Origin of the sequence: Marinilabilia rubra (assembly GCF_003121985.1) — a bacterium.
Lineage (GTDB): Bacteria > Bacteroidota > Bacteroidia > Bacteroidales > Marinilabiliaceae > Marinilabilia > Marinilabilia rubra.
The window spans coordinates 32538-53978 of the sequence record NZ_QEWP01000001.1 but is presented as its reverse complement, the minus strand read 5'-3'; the positions used below and the strand labels follow the sequence as shown (position 1 = coordinate 53978).

Here is a 21441-nt window from a genome sequence, read left to right as displayed (position 1 = left end):
GCCGAGAAAATTGTGCATCAAATTAACAGTTTCTTTCCATGAGCTAAGACTGACATCAAATTATGACTGTTAAAAAAAACCTCATTCAAACTAACCATTAATGAAGATCGACAAGTAGAATTTTTTGGTAAACCCAAATATGCCGACAACCCCTATACTTTTGGAGACAATAGCTCCAAATATAAAATCTGGATTGATAAAGAAACCGATTTACCCTATAAGGTGAAAAGATCAATGGCCCACAGCGTTTCATCTACCCGGGTTTTCGACGTTGAAACCAATCATTTGGACATAAAAAAATTCAAATTGGCCGATTATTTCCCCGAAGGTTATGAAATTAGAGAATATGGCATAGATACTCATAAGAAGAAGCCCAATGCTCATGATTTATTGGGAAAAAAAGCTCCTGACTGGACTTTGCCCGACTTTAATAATCGAATGGTAACATTAAATAAGTTAGGAAGCAAAGTGGTTCTCCTAAAATTTACAGGCATTGGTTGCGGACCGTGTCAGGCCTCAGTTCCGGCTTTGAAAAGAATGGCTGAGGATTATGAAGACAAGGACCTGGAACTGATCTCACTGGAAACCTGGACCAATAACATGCAATCATTAAAACATTACTCTGATAAAAACGAAATGAATTACAAATTTCTTAACTGCTCGGATGAAGTAAAGAAAACATACAAGATTTCAGGCGTTCCTGTTTTCTTTGTCCTGGATAAAAACCGGATTATCAGGAAAGTAATAAAAGGCTTCAGTCCAGAAAAAACTGAAAAAAACCTAAGGGCCGTAGTTAATAAATTGCTGTAGTTCTTAAAATTTTAACACTAAGATTGAATTTGTTTTTGTTGTTTTTTGCAAAAGCCATTGTAAACAAAAGTCCTTTGTCCTAATTTTGCAGGATAAACAAATTCAGGAAATATGAGATCCAATTTATTAAGTTTTGCATTGATGCTTCTTTTGTTATTGCCATCCTGCATCCAGGACGGGAAAGACAAAGGATCATCAAATGACCTGCCTAAAATCGCCATTGCCGGGCTAGCCATCGAATCCAGCACTTTTTCGCCGGCACGCAGTCATGTCGAAGCCTTTAAAGTAAAACGTGGAGAGGAAATATTTGATTACTATCCCTTCATGGATGAAGACTCATCGGCCCGTCAACGCGCCAATTGGGTACCAACCCTTAGAGGCCATGCACTTCCGGGCGGGATGGTAACCCGTGAAACTTATGACTCACTGGTAAATGAGACACTGCAAATGCTGAAGACCAATGCGCCTTACGATGGGGTGTTTTTCGATATCCACGGCGCCATGAGTGTGGAGGGAATGAATGATCCGGAAGGAGATTTCATTGCTAAGATCCGGGAAGTAATAGGCAAAGACCCTGTGATTTCAACAAGCATGGATTTACATGGTAATGTCACCAGGAAACTGGCCCGCCACACTGATTTGATCACCTGCTACCGCATGGCTCCTCACGAGGATGCTTTAGAATCGAAGCAAAGAGCTGTTGAGAATCTCCTTGACCGCCTTGAATCCGGTAAGGGCAAGCCCCAATATAAAGCATGGGTGCCTGTACCTATCCTACTTCCGGGTGAAAAGACAAGTACACGTATTGAACCAGCCAAAAGTCTTTACGCCAGGGTGGCTCCCATTGCAAATCAGGAAGGCGTTATTGATGCAGCCATATGGGTGGGATACGCATGGGCAGATGCACCACGCAATCATGCCGTGGTGATGGTTACAGGCGATGATAAAGAGAAAGTGGTCAATTCGGCAGAAGATCTGGCCCAAAGTTTCTGGGATGTCCGTTCAGAGTTTGAATTTGTGGCTCCGGTGGCCACGCTTAAAGAAAGTCTTGACATGGCCATTGAAAGCAACAAAAAGCCATTCATTATTAGCGACATGGGCGATAATCCAACGGCCGGTGGGGCAGGTGATGTTACCTGGACTCTTCAGCGCATTCTGGAACGCCGGGAATTTCAAAATCCAGCTGGTCCCAGCCTCATTTATGCTTCTATTCCCGGACCAAAGTTTGTCAAAAAAGCCGTGGAAGCTGGCGTTGGGAGTACCATTGACGCCACTGCCGGCGCAAATGTGGACAACCGATTTGCTCCTCCCGTTCGTCTGAAAGGAACCATTGAAGCCATCGAACATGGGGATCGGGATGCCGATACAGAAGTTGTAGTAAAGGTTGGTAGTGCCCATGTTATTGTTACCAAAAGACGAAAACCTTATCATCATGAATCAGACTTTACCAATCTGGGACTTAATCCCAGGGAAGCCGATATTGTAGTAGTGAAAATTGGGTACCTGGTACCTGAGCTTTACAACATGCGTGGTGATTGGGTAATGGCTCTCACTCCCGGCGGCGTAGATCAGGATCTGAAGCGATTGGGCTACGAAAATATTAAACGCCCCATGTATCCGCTTGATAAAGACATGGAGGATCCGGATTTATCGGCAAGGCTGATTAAATCATCAGACGACATGTAGAGATTGAACTATTCAAGGCTTATGAAAGCCATGTTAATTTACTCTGTGAGGGTTTCACGTGAAGTGAAGCCCTCACTTAACCAGTCAAACAGATATATGGCAGATCGGAATCCGCCATTCCTAAAAGCTTTATATTCTTTGTTTATTCAGTATATTCCTGAAAACAAACCAAACAATCCCCGATATCAGGAATAAAGCAAAACCATAGAGCGGAGCCAGGAAAGAAACTTTCAATCCACCGGCAATCATAGCCGGAGAGACATCCTGCTTAATGGTCTCAAGAGCTTTTAGTGCTTCGAAAACGCCAATAACTTGTCCCAGAATGCCCAGTAAAAATGCTAAGCTGCCAGTAAAAAAAACACCTTCATTGAGCCGCTTTAGTTCTGACGGGTTACTTTTCCCTTTCTTCATAAAAAAAGTCCCGATTAACACAATCACTACTAACCACAGCAGATAAATCAATGTCATAAAAAGGGGACCACCTTCATACCAATGTTTAAAAATCATAACTCAGCTTTTTTGATTAATACTGAAGCAATATTAGGCCTTCAGGTCAATCTCCCGAAACTTCTTATGCCAAAGTACATTTTCCCCGGGTGGAAAACAAGTTTCACCATGCAAACCGTTTTTGGGTTGTTCGGGGTGACAAATTGGTAGTCTGCATAAAAAGAGCAGTTTCAATTTGAGGCTGAACCACTTTCTTTTATCTTTGACTGGTTATCAACACACTATATTAGAACTAGTAATTATTAAAGGCTCGTGGCTCAGGCACATCATTAAATAGGGTCTGCTGAAAAAGTCAAAAGAGGAGAATTTACAAGCCGGCCCAATCGAAGGAGTATTGAAATACTTCGAGATTGGGCCGGTGAAGTAAATTTTTTTCTTTTGATTAGCAGTTTTCTTATTTACAAGTGCAAAGGTATAAGAGTATGCTGTGGAATAACCTTGCACCCAGTTAATTGTTGATTTGCTTTAAATATCTAATAGTTAATTGAATCTGCGTTTTTCAGCGCGCCCTAAATACTATGGCTAATAAAATACAAAACATATCTCTGAAAGGCAGCACCAGAGCAATAAAGCAGGTTTTGTTCTGGATAATAGCTGCAGCCATTTTGTTTTTTGTCTTTAGCAACCGGGAGTATAACATCAACATTCGCCTTATATTGGTAGGGCTCGTTAGTTTAATGGGCATTTCAATTTCAACTCTGATCAACAAAGATCTAATACCGCGTTTTCTTTTCAGGAACAAACCTTTAAGGTTTTACTATTTACTCGGAGGCCTCTTTCTCATCTCGCTTTGGGTCATCTTTATATTGGTTTTAATTATCCTCCTTTTCAGCATGTATTATCTTCCTGAGGCTGTTATACCCAGCCGGAAAGATGTTGTCATTCTACTTACAGGAATTTATCTCTTTGTAATTTTAAACGCAGTTATTCACTTCATTCGGGAATCGTATCAGCAGCAAATGGAGAAAAACGAGCTCGAAAGAACCACAAGGGAGATGGAACTTAAACTCAAAGAAGCCAGGTTGAAATTATTGCAGGATCAAATCCATCCACATTTTATTTTCAACATGCTCAATAATTTGTATGGATTGGTTTCAGAAGATACCGCCCTGTCACGAAGAGTGATCCTGAAACTCTCCTCCCTGCTGGAATATATGTTGTACGAATGCAACGACCCGTGGATTCCACTGAGAAAAGAGCTGGATTTCATTCTTAATTACATAAATCTTGAACGATTAAGGCGAGAGCCCTTCAATGTACAGATCAATGTTGCAGACAATGTAGAACCTGTCAGGATTGCCCCGTTAATACTGTTTCCTTTCATTGAAAATGCCTTTAAGCATGGGTTGAGCCCCGAAGCGGATGCCGGTATAACCATCTCGTTGGAAATAAAAGACAAGCTGCTTCTTTTTGAGGTTCAAAACAGTATTGCACAATTTCCGCAAAAGAAAGCAAATGCCACCCTCCATGGTATGGGACTGAAGAATATTCGCCAACGGTTATCCCTTATCTATCAGGATAATTATGAACTAAAAATAAAAAACGACGGAAAAACCTATCAAGTCCGACTGCAAATCCAACTTAAATGAAAAAACAACAGCATAAATGCATTATCATTGATGACGAACCCATTGCCATTCGCATCATTCGAGAGCATCTGGAGCCTTTTGAATCCCTTGAATGTCTCGGAGGATTCACCAATCCTTTGAAAGCAATGGAATTCCTGAGTTCGGAGAAAGTGGATCTTATCTTTCTGGACATTAATATGCCCGGCCTTTCCGGGATTGACCTGTTTAAATCACTCGCCCACAAACCACAGATAATTTTCACCACCGCCTATCGTGAATATGCTGTAGATGCCTTTGACCTTGATGCTGTGGATTACCTGGTAAAGCCTGTCCCGTTTGAGAGGTTCGTAAAGGCCATTAACAAATTTCTGGAGATAGCAAATGAGCAGGGTTTTTCTTATGATAAAACACAAGAGAAAGCGTACATAATTCTGAAATCGGACAAAAAGCATCACAAGGTGGCCTTTAGCGATATAACCATCATTGAAAGCCTGGACAATTACATAAAAATTCACAACCAAAATACAGGAAGCCTGGTTTGCTATGAAAGCCTTTCTGCCATTGAACAAAAATTACCAAAGAATGACTTTTTACGAATTCACCGCTCTTTCATTGTCAATATTCATCACATAAAAGCTTTCACCGCCTCATATGTGGAAATTGGTGATCGAAAACTCACCATAGGGCGGAATTATAAAGAGGAGGTGGCAAAAAGACTTTGAAATATACGGTATAATCAATTCTCAATAAAAAAACCCCACTTCCTTGCTGACATGGGATTTTTTTTGGGAAATATCAGAACAGTTTTCTCATTCCAACAAAACATTGCAATATTTAAAATCCACTCATCATGGTCATTTGAAGAAGAATCAAAACAACATTCAAAGCCAAAGCAATAATCAATAATATTCCCATAAACATATAATGCTTCTTCAGATATTTAAAAGCATCTGATAAAATATAAGCTTGTGAAGTGGCCAAAGCTCTTTTGGATAAAACCGAGAACTGATACAAATAATAAATTGGAATAATATAAATCAACAACAACACTAATGCAGGAATCATTTCCATGGCACCAATTCCACCCAAAAAGCTGCGACCAAATGCCATTACCAGAAAGGCAAGGAAAGTAAAGCCGATCATAATAAATCCTGCAATTGAAAGAAACAGGCTCCATTTGCGTGCTCCGGAAATATTGGTTAATGCTTGTTGATCAAGAGTCATATCCTGATTTTCACTACCCGGGTCAGTCAAATTCTGAGTCATAATAAAGGATTTTAATTAACAAATAATGATACAATAGATCGTTAGATTTCCTGCCAGACGGCAGTCAGGTAAGATAATTCGTATCATGCTGAATTTCGGCACATTAACACAAAAGAAAGTGTTCTTATAATCAATTGATTCCGAAACTATTGTAAAAGTTCAACGGAGTATTGATGATATATACAATCCTAAATATAGAAAATATTTTCTTTAATTCAATTAATATAAAACATAATTTTGGAAAACAATACAAAATTATTGATCCCGTAATCCTCAAAAACAGATCGTTAGCTCCGATGATTTAGGATGGGTTTAAGATATAAGAAGGGCCTGCTGAAAAAGTCAAAAGAGCAAAATTTACAAGCCGATCCGATCGAAGGAGCATTGAAATACTTCGAGATTGAAACGGTGAAGTAAATTTTGTTCTTTTGATTAGCTCCTCTCTTATATATAAGTGCAAAGGAATATGAGTGTTTTGTGAAATAACCTTGCTCTTACAAACTCGTTGTCATGATTTAAATATTAAAAAAAAATTGCGCTTTTCAGCGCCCCCTAAGTAACCACGAGAACTAACTAATAGTTCACTTTCTTATAATCTCAATAGTTTTTATGCGAATGTCATTCACGGGACGGTCCTCCCCGTATGTTTCTACAGATGCTATGCGGTCCACCACATCCATCCCGCTGACTACTTCTCCAAAAACGGTGTAATCACCATCCAGATATGGTGCTCCCCCTGCGGTTGTGTATACTTCACGTTGCGAAGGTGTAAATCTGAAGCCTTTCTCTTCTTCAATATCGTCCAACTCTTCATTGGTAAAGACACGGCCCGAGATAATGAAAAACTGGGATCCGTCAGAGCGATTGCCGGGATTTCTATCAGCAGGCAGTTTGGAGGCAGCTATAGCCCCTCGCTTATGATAAAGAGAAGGAATAATGTTGGTTGGCAAATTGTATCCCGGCCCCTGCCAGCCGACAACGTCATCTTTGTCGGCATATTTTGAATCTGCAGCACCGGTCTGAATCAGGAAATCTTTCAACACGCGATGAACCAAAAGGCTGTCGTAAAACTGATCGCTCACCAATTTTATGAAGTTGTCTCGAAACCCGGGTGTTTCATCGTATAGACGGATAACAATGTTGCCCATATTGGTTTTTATACGGAAGCCGGAAACTTTCTTATGAGAAATATAAACCTTATCGGTTTTAGTTCTTAGATCGTAAATGGATTTTGGTTGATCACTCTGCTTTTTCAATAAGGATGCAATCCACTTTTTGGACAATACCACTGTGCTAAGACTGTCCCCCATCATTCTCTCCTGAACAATGCCCATAAATTCATGATTGAGACGAAAAGCAGGTTTGCCTGTCCTTAAATCATCCGGTACGGGCCAGAAACTCACAGAATCCTGGTCGACATAAGCATCAACCTTCCCTTTTACCACAAAAAGGTTTCTCTTGGGCCGTTTCAGAGTGTAAAGAGTGTCTGGTTGCTGCATACTCCCACCTGTTCCCAGATGATTGGGATTGTTGCGTTTCACCTTCAACACCACCAGATTCAAGTTATGATCGTAAACTGTATAGCCCCGGACATCTTTAAAATCTTTAGCTCCGGGAGGAGTAATTTTTGCCTTGTAAGCTCCTTTTATCCAGTCAAGATTGGTTACTACCAAATCGCGGTCGATAAAAAAGCCAAAACCCTCTTTCTCTGCACGGTTGTAATGATCAAAAGTATGGATCTCAACCATTCCTTTGATGTTTTCACCATATGACCCTTTAGGTACACTTTGTTGTGAGCTGCTACCTCCTCCACTTGAGTTACAACCTTCAAATATTGCTAAAGCAAAAACTGACAGATAAATCAGAAGAGTTTGAACGCGATTTGGCATTTGGCAAAAAATTATTGGGTTACTTCTTCAACATGAATCTCTATGTCTTTGAAAGGACGGTCATTTTTGTCGGTTTTCAGGGCAGCAATCTTGTCTATCACACCAAAGCCCTCAACCACTTCCCCAAAAACCGTATAATCTCCATCAAGGTCGGGAAGCCCGCCAATGGTGGTATAAGCTTCACGTTGAGCTTCGGAAAACTCGATGTAATCAGAAACAGAGTACTCGAAGTTGATTTTTTCTTTGATCTCTCTCAGCAGTTTATTAAACCCGCGGGGATCTTCTTTTTTTAACTTAGCCAGTTCTTCTTTACGGGGCACATAGTATTTCTTCTTCAGCTTATTCTTAATAGGAATATTGTTGTTCTTCTCTATAACATCCAACTCCTCATCCGTCCAGACTCGCCCGTCAACAATGTAGAACTGAGAAATATCGGACATCTTAAAATGGTTAATGTCTTCAGGCTGGCGGGGAGCACATAAGGCGCCTTTTTTATGAAAGTGATGCTCGTGTGTTTCGGCGTCAATCACTTTAGCCGAATTACCATAACCAATGTGTTGTCGTGGAGAGGCATTTCTGGAGTCGGAGGAACCACCCTGAATCACAAAGTTTTTAACCACCCGGTAGAACAAGGTTCCATCGAAATGATCATTGTTGACCAGTTTCAGAAATTCGTTCCGGTGATTGGGTGTATCATTGTAGAGTTTCACCTTCATATTGCCCATATTGGTTTTTATCAACACATAATGGGTATAATTCTGGCTAAATACCAAATCACAGGAAAGCATTAACAATCCTGCTATCAGAAGTTTAGTAAATCCTCGCATATCTTACCTTTTAAAAACAAAACTGAAGCTGTCTCATAAGTAAAAAACATTAATGGCTTGTCATGTTGAGCGGAGGCGAAACATCTGTATATAAAACAAAAAGATTCTTCGGCAAGCTCAGAATGCCATCAAATACGGTCTTTTAAGACAGCCTCAGTAAAGAATGCAAAAACTATTCCTCAATGACTTCCATCGTCATTTCAATATCTTCAACAGGACGATCCATTTGGTTAGTAGCTACAGCGGCGATTGAATCAATCACATTAAGACCTTCTTCAACCTCACCGAAGACGGTGTACTCATCATCAAGCATTGGTGTTCCGCCTATTGTAGTATAGGCCTCACGAATTTCTTCAGGAAACTCAAAGTCAGCTGAATCACCAAGTTCAGCTTTGGCTTCATCTTCCAACCCTTTAATAAGTGCTTCAAAGCCTTCCCGATCGCCGCGCTGACGCATAGCCATCAAAGAGTCCTGATAAGGAGTAATTTTTTCAAACATCAGAGCCTGCAGACGACGTTGTCCCATTTTATCGGCTATGGTATCCAATTGTCCGTCGGTGTACTCTTGCCCCTGCACAATATAGAATTGTGAACCGGACGACTCACGATCAGGATTAGCCCTGTCCCCCTGGCGAGCAGCTGCCAATGCACCTTTTTTATGGAAACGTTCAGGATAATTTATTTCCGCCGGGATTTTGTATCCCGGTCCTCCGCCTCCCAGGCGTGCTTCTGGTTCAGCTCCTTTTGAATCAGGGTCCCCTCCCTGAATCATAAATCCTTCAATCACTCTGTGGAAGAGTAAATCGTCATAATAGCCTTCTTCAGCAAGTTTCAGGAAATTGGCTTTATGCTCAGGTGTATCGTCATAAAGTTTGATTTTCATATTTCCGTAAGGTGTCTTAACTAAAACCTTCTTCTCCGGTTCATTGCAAAAAGTTAAAGCAATACCTAAGCCGGCAATAATGATAAAAATTGCTGTTTTTTTTAAAAACTGAAATGGTGTCATGATTGCGTTTTTATGTTTATTGTAATTGAACTTTCAAATAATCGTAGGCGGCTCTTTTTAAAAGATGATTCATAAAAGACGGCGTCAGGGACTTCAATGATTTAACTTCTTTAAATTGGGGCCAGCCCTCTTCATCACGACCGCCGGCTTCCAGGTAACCCTGCTCACTCAGAAGGGTGCATTTCCCCAAGTTTATCAAATCCATCTTTTCCTGACGTTCGTATGGTTTCATCCCCTGCCCAAGCTCTTGTATTCCGATTAAGAAAAGCATAAAATCAAAATCGGCCGTTACCTTGAACCTTTTACTTATTTCGAGGACCATGAGGTCCCAGTTTTCTGCATTGTACTCCATATTTATAGCCCTTTGATCCCCTGCGGGGACTTTGCACGTCTAAACCAGCTTTCTCCCCTAAGGGGCTATTTTCTAAATAATATCTTCCCTGCAAATACAAATTTGCTGATGCAAAAGTTCAAAAATAATAAAACTTAGAGAATTAAGTGGATAGTTATAGCCTAATGAATAGTAAATCGGAGTTTTAAGTTATAGTTTAAAAAAAGCCGGCCAGGAAAATCCTGCCGGCTTTTTGTGGGTTGTACTGGATTCGAACCAGTGACCCCTACCCTGTCAAGGTAATGCTCTAAACCAACTGAGCTAACAACCCTTTTTGTAAACACTGCAAAAATAGAAAAATTTAAGATTCCGTAAACGATCTACTTCACAAAAGATCATAAAAAAAGGTTCGACATATACCGAACCTTCCTTTTGATGGATTTTTTTCTGATTCAAGGGAAAGGCGAAACTTTCTGACGGCAAAGATAGACATCTTTTAACAATCACAAACAAAAAGTGGATATTTTTTAAATAAAACATGAAAAACATGTCAACTATCTTAACCCGAAACCGGCTCTTTTACCTGAATCACTGGATAATAATCATTTTTAACAAATCATTGCGGAATTTTCTATCTATCGCTTTCCGGCAATGGCATCAACCGAGAATCGGCCCGACCCCAGAAAGAAAGTACCTGCAAAACCAATCAGATAAAGCAATGCAAATTCTTTGGAAGCGCCTCCGGATGAAAACAACGGATCACCGGCATGCACCATAAATGCAGCAACAGCCATGGTAATCATCAACGGAATTGAAGCCAGGCGGGTACGCAGTCCGATCATAACCATAATTCCGGCTACAAATTCTGCCAGAATAGCCAAAATCAAATTGATGGTTGGACTAATGCCCAACAATGCCGGAAACTGGATATTCCCGGCCAACAGCATTTGCAGTTTGCCAAGGCCGTGACCAAAGGCCATAAAAAATCCAAATCCCACTCGTAATATCAGAGCTGCTAAATCTTTTTCGCTTTTCTTAAATATTCCCATTTTGTGTTCTTTATATTTGAGATATCTAAACCGGGGAAATAAAATTTTGTTCATCCCCATCCCGGATAATCTCCCAATTGAAAACAAAAGCCGCTCTGGTCAATTCCAGAACGGCCTTTCCTATACAAAAAAAGATCATCAATCTGTTTGAGAATCCTTTTTTGAATTATTTCTGTGATTGAGCACTTCACTCATTGCTCCGCCAATCAAATTATTCTTCATTTCATCCACCGCATTGGGATGTATTGCAGAAATAGGTTCATGTTTCCCGTCAACACCCGTAATAACGGAAATATTTTTAGATGGGAAGAAATTAAGCGTTTCAGCGAAAGGCTTAATTAAAGTACTGAAGTTTTCGATCAGATAAATCTGATTTCCCATTTCCGGATTCTTGCGAAGAATGTCAATGGTTTCTTTTAGTTCTTCAATCTCACCTTCTGCTTTTCCAATAACAGAAGCCATTTTCTGCTTAGCCTGAAGAATCATTCTTTCCTTTTCGGCAAAGGCAGGCGTTACAATTTCAGCCTGGTATTTCTGCTTTAACATTTCTACTTTTTGGCTTTCAGCTTCAATTTCTGATTGCAAAGCAGCAACACGAGCTTTAATATCCTGAACAACTTTTTCAACCCCGACTTTCTCTTTCTGCTTTTCTTCCATCACTCTCACCCGGGTTTCGGCCACCAATTGTTCGTACTGGTTCTCAATATTCCGAACTTTAACCTCTGCTTTTCGCGCCTCTTCCTGCTCAACAGCTGAAGCTTTAGATTCTGCTTTGGCCTGTCTGGCTTTTGTTTCAGCATTAACGGTTTGTACCCGTTTAAGCAAAGCAATATACAAATCAGGCTCTTCTACCCCTTTGAGACGGTGATCGTCAACATCGGCAATATTCATGGTGGTTATTTCCAATCCTATGTTTTCCAGATCACTTTTACACACATTGATCATTTTTGCAACCAAAGTATCTTTATCCTGCATCACCTGAACCGGTGTCATGGTAGCAATAGAATCTCTCAGATGCCCCTCGATAATATTACTGGCGACCTGCTTTAACTCCTCAGGATTATCTACCATATGAAGAATACGCGTGGCAGCCAGACTCCTACCGGCCTGGTTAGATGCAATTGCAAAGCTCACAGTAGCTTTTACATTTAGCGGAACAACCCCGTCAGCAATCGCCGAATCCACCACAACTTCAATGGTATGAGGGGTCAGGTCCATTTTGGCAAACTTATGCAACAGCGGAATGGTAAACATACGGCCACCGCTGATCATTTGAAACCCTTTTTTTCCTGAAACGCCGGAAATAATTCCCAGTTCATTCCCCCCTACAATTCGCATATTGGATATCACCTGAATGAGCAGGGTGACGATAATTAAGCCGAAAAATACACTTACAAATACTATCATTTTTCTTCCTCCGCTTTTTTAGTTGTCAAAAAATCTTTTACTGCAATTCCTGTAGCTTTTTCGAATTCACCCAGGAACCTGACAAACGACTCAGGTCCGCGGTTAACAGCTCCACTGAAGCCTTTTTCATTGTCCATAAGAATATAAGAATCAACCGAAAGGTCGGCGCTGTATTCTTTAAAAGATTCGTAAAGTGTAGGCAATTGCTGCTGAAGGAATAGTACGGAAGTTCCAAATTCTTTGGCTTCTGAAATAATCTTAACTTTTTGGTCAAGAATTCGGTTACGGGTACTCTCAACAATTTTCACAGCTTCTTTTTCACCCTGACTAATTATTTCAGCTTTTTCATTAGAAGCTTCTTCTTTGATAAGTATTTCGGTGTCGTTTTGAAGCTTTTTCAAGGCAGTATTCAACTCTTCAATACCTTTCAATCCTTTGTTTCGGGCAGCTTCTATATTGTTTACTGCTTCAGATTGAGCCTGATTAATACTGGCCTCGCTTTCCCGCTTGTACATCTCCAGCTTTTCATTGGCCTCAATTATTTTCTCATTGGCTTTAGATCTGGCGATTTCGATTCTTCGCTGAGCATCAGATTCTGCTTGTTCTGCAAGCGCTCTCAGGCGGGCTTCTTCAATTTCAACTTCCTGTCTCTTTTCAGCAAGTGTTTTTTGGGCCAGGTTACCGATGTAATTAGAACTGTCCCAAATTTTTTGCAATGAAACCGACACCACTTTCATACCAAAACTGGCAATATCACCATTGATATCGACCAGAAGTGCATTTCTAAACTGGGCACGTTCCCCATCAACTCCACCATGTTTATCATCATCATTGGTCACTTCCTGCATACCAATGGCCTCAAGAGGCGTCGCTTTGTTCAGAGCTCCGCGGAAGTTCCCAATCAGGGTCTGTCGGACCTGCTCCTGCAGTTCCTCTGTATCCTTACCCATCAGGCGTTCCACTGCAGAGTAAAGCATAGAGTTTTGTTCATCATCAATGCAAACACAAGCTGTGGCATCAGCCCCAACGGTAATTCCGTTAGCTGAATTTACACCATCCACCTGCACATTGATAGGTAAGACCCTAAGGTCCAAATTCTGCGCACTTTGAAAATAGGGAATAACCGTACTTCGACCCCGTTCCACGCTAAATCCGAATGTTTTACCATTTTCTTTCCTTTTGCGACCGGTAATAACCAGCAGCTTGTCCGGCGGAGCGACTTTGATTAAAGCTTTCAAAATGCCCAGTAGCAAAAAAAAGCAGATTACTGCTACGACTCCCTCAAGAATACCTCCGGAGCCTTGCTGAAAAAGTGTTTCCATGTCTTTTCCTTTCTTTCGAAAAATTAAATATTGGGTTAATAAAAATGTTGTCAGTTAAGGCTCCGGACATAGACCACTTCTTTATCCACATTGCTAATCACTATGCGGTCGCCTTTATTTATTGATTGATTGTTTGAAGCCAGTTTTGCATAACGCTCCAGTGTGAGAGACCCGAATTGAATTCTTACCTTGCCCATTTGTTGCCCCTCGATGGGCAACAAAGCCTCCCCTTTCATATTAACCAGCTCTTTATCTGCAAAGCTGGAATCCAGTTTGTTTTGTTGAATGCGTCTGAATAATTTGAAAACTAAAACAGTTCCCAATCCCACTGGAATACTCCAAAGAAGACTGGATAAAGTAGATTCACCAGTGAGGATTGCAAAAACACCTGTTACGCCAAAACCTGCACAGAAATAAACAAGAGTCCGGAGAAAGGAAATAAACTGAAGAAAGCCTTTGGCCTTATATTTTTGATAATCCACAAGATCTGAACCATCTGCCTCATAATGATCGCTATCATCTCCTCCTTCAGAATCCACATCAACCTCTCCATCAGCATCAAGATCATCACCACCATCGTCATCTCCACTCTGAGATGAAGACAAAACACTTGAAAAAGAATCAACGAGGAGGACTCCGGCACCAAAAACTGCGGCTACAACATACAAATAAAATAACTTGTCCATTAGGTTAGAAAATAATCAGGGTTAAACATTAACGGGTTTGATCCACCAACTTAAGCTTCATCTTAAGTTCATTTTCAATTTTTGAAAGCTCACTTTCTGCCTGCTGCCGTTTGATTCGTCCCTCTTTCTGAATAGAAATGGTTTCTTCGATGGTGGAGATAAGATCATCATTCACTTTCTTAAGGGTATCAATTTCCACAATGCCTTTTTCACTTTCTCTGGCCGTTTCTACAGAACTGTCTTTTAGCATTTCCGAGTTTTTGGAAAGCAGATCATTGGTAGTTTTGGTAACGTTCTTTTGCATTTCCAGAGCATTCTTTTGCCTGAAAATGCTCAGTGCAATTACCACCTGATTTTTCCAAAGAGGAATGGTGTTTAAAATGCTGCTTTGAATTTTTTCAACCAGCAATTGGTCATTATTCTGTATCAGCCTAAGTTGTGGAGCAGTTTGAATAGATATTGTCCGGCTGAGTTTCAGGTCATGAAGTTTTTTCTCGAAACGATCTGCCATCTGCACAAAATCTCTGAACTTTTGAGCTTCAGAAGCATCATCAGATTGTTCAACCTCTTTTTGCATTTTGGGTAATATCTCCTCACGCAGTTCCTCAAGCTTAATCTGACCGGCAGCAATAAAAAGATCCAGCTCCGTTAAATATTCAAGGTTTTTTTCGTAAAGAGTATCCAGCATGGTAATATCCTTTATTAGTTCCATGCGGGATTTCTCAAGTTCTCCAACAATTTTCTCAATCTGAGTGCTTACTTTTTCGTAACGGCTCATAAATTTTTTGATAGAACTAACCAGCCCACCCACAAAAGGAATCCCGGAGAAAAACGAACTTTGTCCCAGCTTTTCAATCTTCAGGCTCTTGACTTTCATGCCCAGATCGGTAAGTGTTTCGCCCACATAGCCCGCGTCTTTGGAGCGGACCTTTGACAAAATATTATCGGAAAATTCGGAGATCCTGCTTTGGGCACCAACGCCATATTGAATCACCGATTGTGAGTCGCTGACATCTATAGAAGAAGCAATTTCTCTGGCCTTCTCAAGTTGAGCCGGCTCAAGTTTTTCAACATCAATAATTTTTAATTCACTCCCGGGAGTAACACTTTCATTTGTCATTTAAAATCCCTCCGTTTTTATGGTTTTGGCAAGTACTTTTAATTCTGTATCAAGATTCATTACATCGTCTTCAAAGAGTTTCTCAAGCTGTTTCTGGTAAGCAACTTCAACCGTATCGAGCAAAGCTTCGGTTTTTCTGAATGATTCATCAGCAATTTCAAGAAATTGACGGTTCTCCTGAAGAGAAACATATTTTTCAAGGATGGAATGGGTAGCGTCGAGATAATAATTAAAGAATTGCCGGGCAGCGTAAAAATCATCCGGATTCTCTTTAATATCATCCAGAATCTTCTGCCCCAAATTATATATTCTACCCACTTTTGTTCTTACACTTTCATTTTCTATCCCAAATGATTTTTTCTCAATCGCTTCTAACTTTTGAAATCCATACGAAAGGGCTGATTCAACATTAGAGTCGGAGGGGCTATTAATTTCCTGTTCAGAACTCTCGTTCCCTGAAGTAAGAAAGGAAGAGCAAATAAAAAATAACACAACGCCTGAAAGTCCTGATAAAATGACAGATAGATCTGCTATGAAAAACAGAATAAAGAAAAGAGCAAAAGAAAGAAGTCCACAAAAAAAGTGTTGAAAAAATCTTTTCATTTTAATTGGATTAGGGTTCCAACGCAGGTTTAAATATTAAACTTTTATCGATTCTTTTCAAATATAGTAAAAAGTTAAGCTTTTTGTTAAGCTTTGACTAAAAAAGATAAACTTCTTCATCTCTCCGGCCATACAACCTGTTTAAACAAATCATCAGGAAGGTGCTCCGTTCACACTAACACTCAAATTAGTTTCACTACAACTCCGCACCCCAATACCCCCCCCTGAAAAACAGATTTCTTTTCAGCCCATCCATGCTTTTAAATTGCTGATTAACTATTACAATGGATCGTTAGATTTTTAGATACCTGCCTGACGGCAGTCAGGTAAGATTTATGACAAATCATACAACACTAATAATCGGTACTTTAAAGCAATAACAAGTATAATTCCAAAAAAAATATTGACAGAGAATCAAAAAACATCTACATTCGTGTCGTGCGCGATCTTTTCGTTCACGTCATTTAAATCTAAAAATATTTAAGCATGGAAAGCAATTTTTATAATTTCTCAGCGGCAACTCTTTTCGGACAGAAAGTAAATATGAATACATACAAGGGGAAGACCATACTGGTTGTAAACACAGCCAGCAAATGTGGATTAACACCTCAGTATAAAGGGCTGGAAGCTCTTTACAAAAAGTATAAGGACAAAGGCCTTGTCATACTGGGTTTCCCTTGTAATCAATTTGCCAATCAGGAGCCCGGGGATGAAAAGTCCATTTCAGAAACCTGTTACACCAACTATGGGGTTACTTTCCCGATGTTTGCCAAAGTGGATGTTAACGGGGAAAATGCACATCCAATCTTTAAATACCTAAAAAACGAATTAGGGGGAATATTTGGCAGCATGATAAAGTGGAATTTCACAAAGTTTTTGATTGACTCTGAAGGAAAACCAGTGAAGCGATTTGCTCCAACTACGAAACCGGAAGCCATAGAGCAATATCTGAAAGGCATTTTGAATAAAGAAACTGTTTAAATTTGTCCCCGGCATGGAAGGAAGCTGTTCCAAAAAGTCCAAATCTGATGTCATTCTGAGCTTGCCGAAGAATCTGTTCGTTTAATATACAGATGTTTCGCCTATGCTCAACATGACAAGCTAGTTGATGTTTCGGACTCTTTTGGACAACTTCCTTTGAATTAAAATATAAACAGTACAAAAGGCTTGTCATGGCTTACGAACAATTAAAACTAAGTAACCAGCTGTGCTTCCCGGTTTATGCTGCCTCCAGGCTCATAACCAAGAAGTATCAGCCCTATCTGGAAAAACTTGGGATAACTTATCCTCAATACCTCGTTCTAATAGTTTTGTGGGAACATGGCAAAATAACGGTAAGTGAGCTATCAGGCAAGCTTTTGTTAAATACCAACACACTTACCCCGCTTCTGAAGCGAATGATGACCATGGGGCTTCTAAACCGCCAGCGCTCTCAGGAAGATGAGCGTAAAGTTTTTATTGAACTAACAGAAAAAGGACGTGATCTGGAGGAAGAAGCAGCGAAGATTCCTCAGCAATTAGCCGATGGCCTGATCTCCGAAACTTTATCGGTAGAAGAATTAATAGATTTGAAGGAGAAGTTGGATAAAGTCATAGAACATTTGAAAAGTCAGTAAAAGCAAAAAGGACTGCTCCCTCAGGAACAGCCCTATTCTCATTTTTTTTATCCTTACCTAAAATCCTGGAAACTTATATACCTGTCCCCTTTTAGGCCCATCGGCATACTCAATTACAAATTGCTGGCTTGCACCGTAATGCTGACTCCAAAGATGTATTTCGGCACCATTGTCATGAATATCCCCGCTTTTAATGTCCACTGCTTTGTAGCCTTTAGACAGCAATACAAAGGTATTGGGACCGGTTGGTTTTATGGCAAACTTTTGAGAATCGCCACCATGGGCATCCCAAAGATGAAGAGGGGTTCCATTACTTTTAACTTTTCCTCCCTTGCAATCTACTTGTCTGCCGCCATTCTGAACCTGAATATTCAACCAGGAATGATCTCCGGTGGGCTTGAATTTAAATTTACGGTCACCACCTCCATTTAAGGTCCACAGTTTAAACCGTTTTCCTTTTTTGTTGGTTTCAGCACCATCACCGCCAAGATCCCAGTATTTTTTGGAATAGGCCGGTCGAATAAAGAAAGCCTGATCTTTAGGGGGCGCTGCCCAGTGAGGACCTACAGATTCGAGTTTCCACTTTTGATTATCTCCGTTGTGACCCGCCCATTGCTGTACTTTACATCCGTTTTGGTTAATACCTCCAGCAGATGCATCAAGGAATTTGCCACTGTGAAAGCATCTGATTTGATATACCATAGGAGCTCCGGCGTAAACAAATTCAAAAAACTGGTTTGGAGTCTTGTTTTTGTCATACAATTGAATTCTGGCTCCTTTGCTGTGAGAATAGCCTTCTACATCGAACACCCATTTTCCGTGCAAAGGTTGAAGGGTAAACAGATTGCCATCTTTTTCATTACTAATTTGAATGGTACGATCAGGGCCTGAATCCATACTCCATAACTGTAAGTAGGCATCTTTACCATCAATTCCTTCACCTCTTCCCGGCACATCGATATAAAGCTTTTTACCTGCCATACTCCTGATTCGGTATTTGTCGCTTTTTGGGGGATCCATTTCACTGGTATAAGCTTTCTCAAAATACCACATTTGGTTTTCGGTCTTGGTGGGCGTTTCCTGAGTAATCGTTCGCCCGGATGTCAGGTAAAGACCATCTTTTGTTTCGATAAAATAGGTGTCGATTTTACCGGGAACCTCAATCAGCTTAAATCTCTGTGATGCAGTATTATTCTGATGCCAAAGCTGCATATGATTACCAGTTGCACTTGATCCACCGGTAACGTCTACAACACAATCTGAGTGCTGAGGCTGGAACATAACCACACCGTCGTTATCACTATCGATGACTTTAATAAAGCGGTCGGCTCCATTGTCGTCTTTATATAGGTTAAGCTTTCCCCCTTTGGTCCTGGCATTAAAATGGAGGCCGGGGATATCCCATGACTTATCTTCGTCGGCCACCGAGTAAATACGATAAACATTGTAGAGTTCGTTAGAACGATCCACCTCAGTCAGCATTTTTTCCCATATGGATAAGCGGAACTTTTTATGTTCATCCCGCTCTTTGCGCACCAATCGTCGATAAATATGCCCCCCGTTTGTAGCACTGGAAGGTTTAATGTAAAACCGGATGTAAGTATCATCTTTAATAATACTCGCCCAATCCTTATCTATTTTTTGTGCCAGCTTTTTCCAATCGTTCCAAATAATCTTTTTTCGCATCTCTTTGGTCTCACTTTCATTATCACCAACAACTCTGCGAAGACTGGGCATTACTTCATTGTAAAAGCTGCTTACGGAATTATTGGTTCCTCTAAGCATTGGATCCGCCATATTCCGGGCAAGCCTGGGCACACATTCTTTATCACATTTGGTTTTGCTTTTATTTTCCCAGTCGAGCTTTCTTTCTGTGATCGCAGTCTTTAAAAATCCTACAGCACTTTCTGCTGCCTCCTTTCCGTGAGTATGTCGAGCTACAGTACCAAGTTCTTTCCGCGCATCATTAAAAGCATTACTGGCAATTCCATAGGCTTTTTTAGAAGCTCCACCCACAACATCTCTTACCTTATTGGCCATTTGAAGCACTTCTCCTTCCTCAACAATTTTATCAATAGCCTTCTCAGCAATCTTTTGTGGATCAAGTTGTCCCTCTACATCAAATTCAAAGGTCTTATCGAAAACTTCAAACTTCACATGTGTTTTTCCGGCAAGTTTCAGGTCCTCGCGATTAGCTTCGAGATGAAGATTGACCTTACGAACCTGAAGTGTACTCAACGCACGATCCATAACAGGAGCCAAAGGTTTCACCTTTCTGAGTTCATTCATCAGCATTCGCTTAAAATCAGCATCGATATTGTAATCCAGGAAGAAGCCCTGACTTACACTGGCAATAAAGTTAATATCTCCCTTAAAGGTATTACGGAAATTGGCAACCCCCTTAAACCTCAAACCATCATCCAACTCAAATTCACCAATCTCGGCACCGGCAGGGGCCATTGTTATCTCCACATCTTCAATATAAATTTCATCCGGAAAAATATCAGGCACATTGAGTTTAAAGCTTTGAAGCATATCGGTGAACTGGTTCATGGTCATTTTGGGCCGTCCTGCTTTTACAGCTATCTGCTTGTCGGCAGGAGCCATAGACATAGCCACAGTGTATTCCAGTCCGAAAAGGCGGGCTCTTCCAAAGTGAAATCCAATATTGGTAGGTGTAGGTGATCCCGGGATGTATCCCATCTCAATGGCAGCATCAGCCAGAACGATGGTCTCGGGCGCCAAAAACTTGGACAAATTAAATGGATTCGACCACTCACCAACCATCGATCCCGAGCCGGTGATTTCCTGTGTCACCAAATTGTAAGAAAAAGCAACGACTGTCTCTAAATCAGGATCCCATTTGGTTGGCTGAATACCCATGGTGGTCTTTACCCCAATCTCAGGCGAGATATCAAAGAGTTTGCCGCCACCTTTTCCCTGGTTCCCCCGGGTGCCGGATGCAGAGTCATCCCCTTCATCTTCAGCTCCCGGCATACTAATCCCAATTTTAGCTCCCAGCTCAAGTTCCACTAATGAATATTTGGTTCCCTGGCTTGGGATGATGATCACTTCAATGGGATCATCTTCAAAAGATAAGGCCCCCTGAGTAGCAAAACCATCCCTGGCTATCTTAGCTTTTATTTTAATAAAGGGAGCGGTAATGTTAAAAGCATCACATAAGGTCGCTAAATTTTTACGAGTGTCAGCGTTGGCTTCGAAAATAAAACCATCTCCGGACAGGTTTAGCGTAATATCTTCAAGTCCAAGATTTTTATAAATCTCATACCCGGGCAGTTTACTCATTTGGCCTATGGTAACAGTAGATTCCAACTCCAAAGGATTTATACTTCCTTTAAAGTCAAAAGTCCCATAATTACGTAATTTGACTGAATACAGATCTCCTGTTTTGGTTACAGGAATTTCTCCAAATCCGGGCAATTTTATTTGCTCAGTGGTTTGTGAAAATACCGGGCTGGCAAAAATAAGCAATAGTAAAAATGTGATAATTCGCATACTAACAACTCTTTAGACGGTTTATAAGGAGTTAGTTGCGAATTTGAGGCAGAAATGAAATGTTTCAGGCAGGATAAATGGCAATCTTAAGTCATTCTAAATAGAAGTGCCTGTCCATAAACTAAGTAAATCCTGTTTTTAGAGCTGTTTCTGGTCAGAAAGTGCCAATTGCTAGGCTTGCTAAGCCGCCAAAAACGGAGTCCCGATCCTTCGGGATGAGTATTTTGGCGGC

Annotated in this window: 19 protein-coding genes and 1 tRNA gene; 6 read left to right on the top strand and 14 right to left on the bottom strand. The window is 40.7% G+C overall.

What is annotated here, in order from left to right; genetic code table 11:
• Positions 1 to 234 precede the first annotated feature (234 nt).
• Complete coding sequence (locus DDZ16_RS00230; RefSeq protein ID WP_109262410.1) at positions 235 to 810, top strand: peroxiredoxin family protein; 576 nt, start codon at positions 235 to 237, stop codon at positions 808 to 810.
• Positions 811 to 921: 111 nt separating this feature from the next.
• Complete coding sequence (locus tag DDZ16_RS00225; protein ID WP_109262409.1) at positions 922 to 2496, top strand: M81 family metallopeptidase; 1575 nt, start codon at positions 922 to 924, stop codon at positions 2494 to 2496.
• 129 nt (positions 2497 to 2625) lie between these two features.
• Here DDZ16_RS00225 and DDZ16_RS00220 read toward each other — a convergent pair whose 3' ends face one another.
• A complete protein-coding gene (locus DDZ16_RS00220; RefSeq protein ID WP_109262408.1) occupies positions 2626 to 3003 on the bottom strand; it encodes a MotA/TolQ/ExbB proton channel family protein in 378 nt (125 codons plus the stop codon).
• A 518-nt stretch (positions 3004 to 3521) separates the two neighbouring features.
• Here DDZ16_RS00220 and DDZ16_RS00215 point away from each other — a divergent pair.
• Positions 3522 to 4592 (top strand): sensor histidine kinase, encoded by a 1071-nt coding sequence (locus DDZ16_RS00215; protein ID WP_109262407.1) that lies wholly within the window; start codon positions 3522 to 3524, stop codon positions 4590 to 4592.
• On the top strand, positions 4589 to 5293 hold the full coding sequence (locus tag DDZ16_RS00210) for a LytR/AlgR family response regulator transcription factor (protein ID WP_109262406.1): 705 nt from the start codon (positions 4589 to 4591) through the stop codon (positions 5291 to 5293). The genes DDZ16_RS00215 and DDZ16_RS00210 overlap by 4 nt, the downstream gene beginning before the upstream one ends.
• A 112-nt stretch (positions 5294 to 5405) precedes the next feature.
• Here the strand turns inward: DDZ16_RS00210 and DDZ16_RS00205 are convergent, their stop codons facing one another.
• The 12 genes from DDZ16_RS00205 to DDZ16_RS00145 all read right to left on the bottom strand — a co-directional run bounded on the left by DDZ16_RS00205 (position 5406) and on the right by DDZ16_RS00145 (position 16077).
• Positions 5406 to 5837, bottom strand: a complete 432-nt coding sequence (locus tag DDZ16_RS00205; protein WP_109262405.1) for a hypothetical protein — start codon at positions 5835 to 5837, stop codon at positions 5406 to 5408.
• A gap of 581 nt (positions 5838 to 6418) precedes the next feature.
• Positions 6419 to 7726 carry a peptidylprolyl isomerase gene (locus tag DDZ16_RS00200; RefSeq protein WP_109262404.1) on the bottom strand — a complete coding sequence of 436 codons (1308 nt, stop codon included), beginning with the start codon at positions 7724 to 7726 and terminating at the stop codon, positions 6419 to 6421.
• 11 nt (positions 7727 to 7737) lie between these two features.
• Positions 7738 to 8553, bottom strand: coding sequence for a peptidylprolyl isomerase (locus tag DDZ16_RS00195; RefSeq protein WP_109262403.1), 816 nt, complete (start codon positions 8551 to 8553; stop codon positions 7738 to 7740).
• A gap of 172 nt (positions 8554 to 8725) precedes the next feature.
• Entirely contained in the window at positions 8726 to 9559 is an 834-nt protein-coding gene (locus tag DDZ16_RS00190) for a peptidylprolyl isomerase (RefSeq protein ID WP_109262402.1), read from the bottom strand.
• Positions 9560 to 9575: 16 nt separating this feature from the next.
• Positions 9576 to 9911 (bottom strand): hypothetical protein, encoded by a 336-nt coding sequence (locus DDZ16_RS00185; RefSeq protein ID WP_109262401.1) that lies wholly within the window; start codon positions 9909 to 9911, stop codon positions 9576 to 9578.
• A 235-nt stretch (positions 9912 to 10146) separates the two neighbouring features.
• Positions 10147 to 10221: transfer RNA gene (locus DDZ16_RS00180), tRNA-Val, on the bottom strand.
• Positions 10222 to 10525: 304 nt separating this feature from the next.
• Entirely contained in the window at positions 10526 to 10939 is a 414-nt protein-coding gene (locus DDZ16_RS00170) for a DoxX family protein (protein WP_109262399.1), read from the bottom strand.
• A 138-nt stretch (positions 10940 to 11077) separates the two neighbouring features.
• The gene (locus tag DDZ16_RS00165; RefSeq protein ID WP_109262398.1) at positions 11078 to 12346 is read right to left on the bottom strand and encodes an SPFH domain-containing protein; all 1269 of its coding nucleotides are present in this window, start codon (positions 12344 to 12346) and stop codon (positions 11078 to 11080) included.
• Positions 12343 to 13668 carry an SPFH domain-containing protein gene (locus tag DDZ16_RS00160; protein ID WP_109262397.1) on the bottom strand — a complete coding sequence of 442 codons (1326 nt, stop codon included), beginning with the start codon at positions 13666 to 13668 and terminating at the stop codon, positions 12343 to 12345. Before DDZ16_RS00160 ends, DDZ16_RS00165 begins: the two co-directional genes overlap by 4 nt.
• Positions 13669 to 13718: 50 nt before the next feature.
• Complete coding sequence (locus DDZ16_RS00155; protein ID WP_109262396.1) at positions 13719 to 14354, bottom strand: NfeD family protein; 636 nt, start codon at positions 14352 to 14354, stop codon at positions 13719 to 13721.
• Between the two features lie 28 nt (positions 14355 to 14382).
• A complete protein-coding gene (locus tag DDZ16_RS00150) occupies positions 14383 to 15474 on the bottom strand; it encodes a toxic anion resistance protein (protein WP_109262395.1) in 1092 nt (363 codons plus the stop codon).
• On the bottom strand, positions 15475 to 16077 hold the full coding sequence (locus DDZ16_RS00145) for a 5-bromo-4-chloroindolyl phosphate hydrolysis family protein (protein WP_109262394.1): 603 nt from the start codon (positions 16075 to 16077) through the stop codon (positions 15475 to 15477). It lies immediately after the preceding gene.
• A gap of 486 nt (positions 16078 to 16563) precedes the next feature.
• Between DDZ16_RS00145 and DDZ16_RS00140 the strand changes: the two genes are divergently transcribed.
• Positions 16564 to 17058, top strand: coding sequence for a glutathione peroxidase (locus DDZ16_RS00140; protein ID WP_109262393.1), 495 nt, complete (start codon positions 16564 to 16566; stop codon positions 17056 to 17058).
• A gap of 191 nt (positions 17059 to 17249) precedes the next feature.
• Complete coding sequence (locus tag DDZ16_RS00135) at positions 17250 to 17693, top strand: MarR family winged helix-turn-helix transcriptional regulator (protein WP_109262392.1); 444 nt, start codon at positions 17250 to 17252, stop codon at positions 17691 to 17693.
• A 57-nt stretch (positions 17694 to 17750) separates the two neighbouring features.
• Here DDZ16_RS00135 and DDZ16_RS00130 read toward each other — a convergent pair whose 3' ends face one another.
• Complete coding sequence (locus tag DDZ16_RS00130; RefSeq protein ID WP_109262391.1) at positions 17751 to 21209, bottom strand: RICIN domain-containing protein; 3459 nt, start codon at positions 21207 to 21209, stop codon at positions 17751 to 17753.
• Positions 21210 to 21441 lie beyond the last annotated feature (232 nt).

Coding starts and splice junctions, on each gene's coding strand:
- DDZ16_RS00230 (WP_109262410.1), top strand. CDS start 235: ATGGCCCACAGCGTTTCATCTACCCGGGTTTTCGACGTTGAAACCAAT.
- DDZ16_RS00225 (WP_109262409.1), top strand. CDS start 922: ATGAGATCCAATTTATTAAGTTTTGCATTGATGCTTCTTTTGTTATTG.
- DDZ16_RS00220 (WP_109262408.1), bottom strand. CDS start 3,003: ATGATTTTTAAACATTGGTATGAAGGTGGTCCCCTTTTTATGACATTG.
- DDZ16_RS00215 (WP_109262407.1), top strand. CDS start 3,522: ATGGCTAATAAAATACAAAACATATCTCTGAAAGGCAGCACCAGAGCA.
- DDZ16_RS00210 (WP_109262406.1), top strand. CDS start 4,589: ATGAAAAAACAACAGCATAAATGCATTATCATTGATGACGAACCCATT.
- DDZ16_RS00205 (WP_109262405.1), bottom strand. CDS start 5,837: ATGACTCAGAATTTGACTGACCCGGGTAGTGAAAATCAGGATATGACT.
- DDZ16_RS00200 (WP_109262404.1), bottom strand. CDS start 7,726: ATGCCAAATCGCGTTCAAACTCTTCTGATTTATCTGTCAGTTTTTGCT.
- DDZ16_RS00195 (WP_109262403.1), bottom strand. CDS start 8,553: ATGCGAGGATTTACTAAACTTCTGATAGCAGGATTGTTAATGCTTTCC.
- DDZ16_RS00190 (WP_109262402.1), bottom strand. CDS start 9,559: ATGACACCATTTCAGTTTTTAAAAAAAACAGCAATTTTTATCATTATT.
- DDZ16_RS00185 (WP_109262401.1), bottom strand. CDS start 9,911: ATGGAGTACAATGCAGAAAACTGGGACCTCATGGTCCTCGAAATAAGT.
- DDZ16_RS00170 (WP_109262399.1), bottom strand. CDS start 10,939: ATGGGAATATTTAAGAAAAGCGAAAAAGATTTAGCAGCTCTGATATTA.
- DDZ16_RS00165 (WP_109262398.1), bottom strand. CDS start 12,346: ATGATAGTATTTGTAAGTGTATTTTTCGGCTTAATTATCGTCACCCTG.
- DDZ16_RS00160 (WP_109262397.1), bottom strand. CDS start 13,668: ATGGAAACACTTTTTCAGCAAGGCTCCGGAGGTATTCTTGAGGGAGTC.
- DDZ16_RS00155 (WP_109262396.1), bottom strand. CDS start 14,354: ATGGACAAGTTATTTTATTTGTATGTTGTAGCCGCAGTTTTTGGTGCC.
- DDZ16_RS00150 (WP_109262395.1), bottom strand. CDS start 15,474: ATGACAAATGAAAGTGTTACTCCCGGGAGTGAATTAAAAATTATTGAT.
- DDZ16_RS00145 (WP_109262394.1), bottom strand. CDS start 16,077: ATGAAAAGATTTTTTCAACACTTTTTTTGTGGACTTCTTTCTTTTGCT.
- DDZ16_RS00140 (WP_109262393.1), top strand. CDS start 16,564: ATGGAAAGCAATTTTTATAATTTCTCAGCGGCAACTCTTTTCGGACAG.
- DDZ16_RS00135 (WP_109262392.1), top strand. CDS start 17,250: ATGGCTTACGAACAATTAAAACTAAGTAACCAGCTGTGCTTCCCGGTT.
- DDZ16_RS00130 (WP_109262391.1), bottom strand. CDS start 21,209: ATGCGAATTATCACATTTTTACTATTGCTTATTTTTGCCAGCCCGGTA.